Below are 2,705 nucleotides of genomic sequence, written 5' to 3' on the forward strand. Positions count from 1 at the left end.
GCCTGGAACAGATCGGATGTCGGGGTGGCCTTATCCATGCGCAGCCTCCGCCTTCAACGCCTTGTGGATGTTGTTGCGCTTCCAGCTCGTCTCCTTGTCGTTGATCTGCATGTCGAACGACAGCGCGAACCTGCTTCCGGCGAAAACGGGATCGAGGTGCGCCGACAGCGCCTTGAAGACATGCTCACCGGCCTTCTTGCGGGTCACGAGATCACGGCCCTCGCCGAGCCGCAGCATCATGGCGAGAAACGAGAGCTTCGCATTGCCGTCGGCGATCGCATAATGCTCGCAGCGGATCGCGCGCACGCGGATGCCGCCGAGCGGGAAGATGCCGGTCTCGACCGCGGCCCTGCGGACGACCTCGCAGATTTCGCTCATGTCGACGCGGCCGTCGAGATTGGCGGAATATTCGATGGTGAAATGCGGCATGGCGGGATCACTCCACGTTGGCTTGCTCAGGCCAGATAGCAGCTCACCGGCCACGGGGGCCGCGATCGGTCGGAATGGAATCCGAAGGGGGCCATGCGTGCTCGGCCAGAAGGAGGGTGCGGCGAGATGCTTAACATGTTAAATGGTTCGGATCAAATCCCAATGACGGCCACTGCGATGCAGCGTCAAAAGAGCCGCGAAAGTGATCGATGCCAAAGAGATCCGCTAATGGATCGCGTGCGGGCGCCATCGGCAAGCCCGCCTCGCGCCGCGTGCCGATGCGCGATTTCTCGCGCTCGCTGCCGATGGCGCTGCTCCGCGCGCGCGAGGCGGTGATGCGCCAGTTCCGTCCGTCGCTGCGGCGTCACGATCTGACCGAACAGCAATGGCGCATCCTGCGCGCGCTGGCGGCGGTCGATGCCATCGAGGTCACCGAGCTCGCGCGCACCGCCTTCCTGCTCGGGCCGAGCCTGTCGCGGATCCTGCGCGATCTCGAGGCGCGCAGGCTGATCGAGCGGCGGAGCGCGGAAGGCGATCTGCGTCGCGGCGTGGTGTCGATCTCGGAGAAGGGGGTGAAGCTGATGAGCGCTGTCGCGCCGTCGTCGGAGGCGATCTATGCCGCCATCTCCCGGCGCTACGGCACCCGCAAGCTCGCCGAGCTTCAGGACATGTTGGGTGCGCTGGAGGCCAGCCTCGCGGGGCTCGATCTGGGCGATGAAGACGCCAAGTTGACCAGTGGGCGCAAATTTGCATGACATGGCGGAGCGGACGCATGGCTGGCGTGCATCGGCGAGATCCGCCGCATCACGACTGTCTTGCTGGTCGAGCGCGCATGGGCCTATCCATCGGCCGACTATGGCCATGTGCTGGAGACCGGGCGTAGTGTGCTCGGCGGCAAACCCCGACCAGCGTATAAGTTCGAAGATAACGAGCCAACGATCCATGGTCACCATCAAGGTCGAGAACCTCATCGATTTCGTCGCCGACGTGTTCGCGCATGCGGAATCCTCGCCCGAAGAGGCGCGCCGCATCGCGACCTATCTCACGACGGCCAATCTTACCGGTCATGATAGCCACGGCGTGATCCGGGTTCCCGTCTATATCCGCTGGAAGAAGAATGGCTCGGTGGTACCGAACCAGACACCCGAAATCGTCGTCGACACGCCGTCGCTGGCGGTGGTCGACGGCAAGTTCGGCTACGGCCAGACGGTGACGCCGATCGCGGTCCGGATCGGCATCGAGAAATGCAGGAAGGCGGGGCTTTCGGCCGTGGCGCTGCGCAATGCCGGACATATCGGCCGGGTCGGCGACTGGGCCGAGATGGCTGCCGCCGAGGGGCTGGTGTCGGTGCATTTCGTCAACGCCGCGGGCTCGCTGCTGGTGGCGCCATTCGGCGGTGTCGAGAAGAGGCTGTCGACCGCGCCCTATTGCGTCGGGATTCCGCGCCAGGGAGAGGCCCCGATCGTGCTCGACTTCGCGACCTCGATCGTCGCCGAGGGCAAATGCCTGGTTGCGAGCCGCGGCGGCAAGGCGCTGCCGAAGGGCGCGCTGATCGATGCCGATGGCACGCTCAGCGAGGATCCGCACGTGATGTACGGGCCGTACACGCCGGACGGGCCGCGCGACCACACAAAAGGCACCGGCGCCATCCGGGCCTTCGGCGAGCACAAGGGCTCGGGACTGGCCTTCATCTGCGAACTGCTCGGCGGCGCCCTGACCGGAACGGGCGCCACCGCGCCGAACCGGCGCTTCGCCAATGGCATGCTGGCGTTCTATGTCGACCCCAAGGTCGTCGATCCCTCGAACTACTTCGACGGCGAGATCGCGCGCTACACGGATTTCATCCGCCAGACCAGGCCGGTGGCCGGCGTCGAGCAGGTGCTGATCCCCGGCGACCCCGAGCGCAGGACTCGCGCCGAGCGCGGCCAGAACGGCGTCCCCTTGCCGGACGATACCTGGGCGGCAATAGTGAACACCGCACGCGAGGTCGGCGTCAGCGAGGCCAGCATCCAGCGGGCGGCGGCGTGAGCCTGCCGACGCGATCGGCGAGGCATTCGGGACCAAGCAAGAGGGAAGGAACCCAACGTGGCAAATAACAAGGTCAAGCAAGTCTGGGCGCAGGGCAAGGCCGTGGTAAACGCCTGGCTTGCCATCCCGTCCGGCTTCTCCGCCGAGGTGATCGCGCAATGCGGCTTCGACAGCGTCACCGTCGACATGCAGCATGGCGTGCAGGACTACCTCTCCATGGTGCAGTGTTTTCAGTCGATGAACGGCCA

Annotated in this window: 3 protein-coding genes and 1 pseudogene; 3 read left to right on the forward strand and 1 reads right to left on the reverse strand. The window is 65.5% G+C overall.

The features are described from left to right. Positions 1 to 30: 30 nt before the first annotated feature. Positions 31 to 429, reverse strand: a complete 399-nt coding sequence (locus JOY90_RS04415) for a 5-carboxymethyl-2-hydroxymuconate Delta-isomerase (RefSeq protein ID WP_291689939.1) — start codon at positions 427 to 429, stop codon at positions 31 to 33. Positions 430 to 638: 209 nt separating this feature from the next. Between JOY90_RS04415 and hpaR the strand changes: the two genes are divergently transcribed. The 3 genes and pseudogenes from hpaR to JOY90_RS04430 form a co-directional block, all read left to right on the forward strand. Then, positions 639 to 1,184 (forward strand): homoprotocatechuate degradation operon regulator HpaR, encoded by a 546-nt coding sequence (gene hpaR, locus JOY90_RS04420; protein WP_291689940.1) that lies wholly within the window; start codon positions 639 to 641, stop codon positions 1,182 to 1,184. 187 nt (positions 1,185 to 1,371) lie between these two features. Continuing rightward, the gene (locus tag JOY90_RS04425; protein WP_291689941.1) at positions 1,372 to 2,457 is read left to right on the forward strand and encodes a malate/lactate/ureidoglycolate dehydrogenase; all 1,086 of its coding nucleotides are present in this window, start codon (positions 1,372 to 1,374) and stop codon (positions 2,455 to 2,457) included. A gap of 57 nt (positions 2,458 to 2,514) precedes the next feature. Then, positions 2,515 to 2,705, forward strand: a pseudogene (locus JOY90_RS04430) (2,4-dihydroxyhept-2-ene-1,7-dioic acid aldolase); the annotation flags it as partial.

Origin of the sequence: Bradyrhizobium sp. (assembly GCF_019242285.1) — a bacterium.
GTDB lineage: Bacteria > Pseudomonadota > Alphaproteobacteria > Rhizobiales > Xanthobacteraceae > Bradyrhizobium.

Coding starts and splice junctions, on each gene's coding strand:
- JOY90_RS04415 (WP_291689939.1), bottom strand. CDS start 429: ATGCCGCATTTCACCATCGAATATTCCGCCAATCTCGACGGCCGCGTC.
- hpaR (WP_291689940.1), top strand. CDS start 639: ATGCCAAAGAGATCCGCTAATGGATCGCGTGCGGGCGCCATCGGCAAG.
- JOY90_RS04425 (WP_291689941.1), top strand. CDS start 1,372: ATGGTCACCATCAAGGTCGAGAACCTCATCGATTTCGTCGCCGACGTG.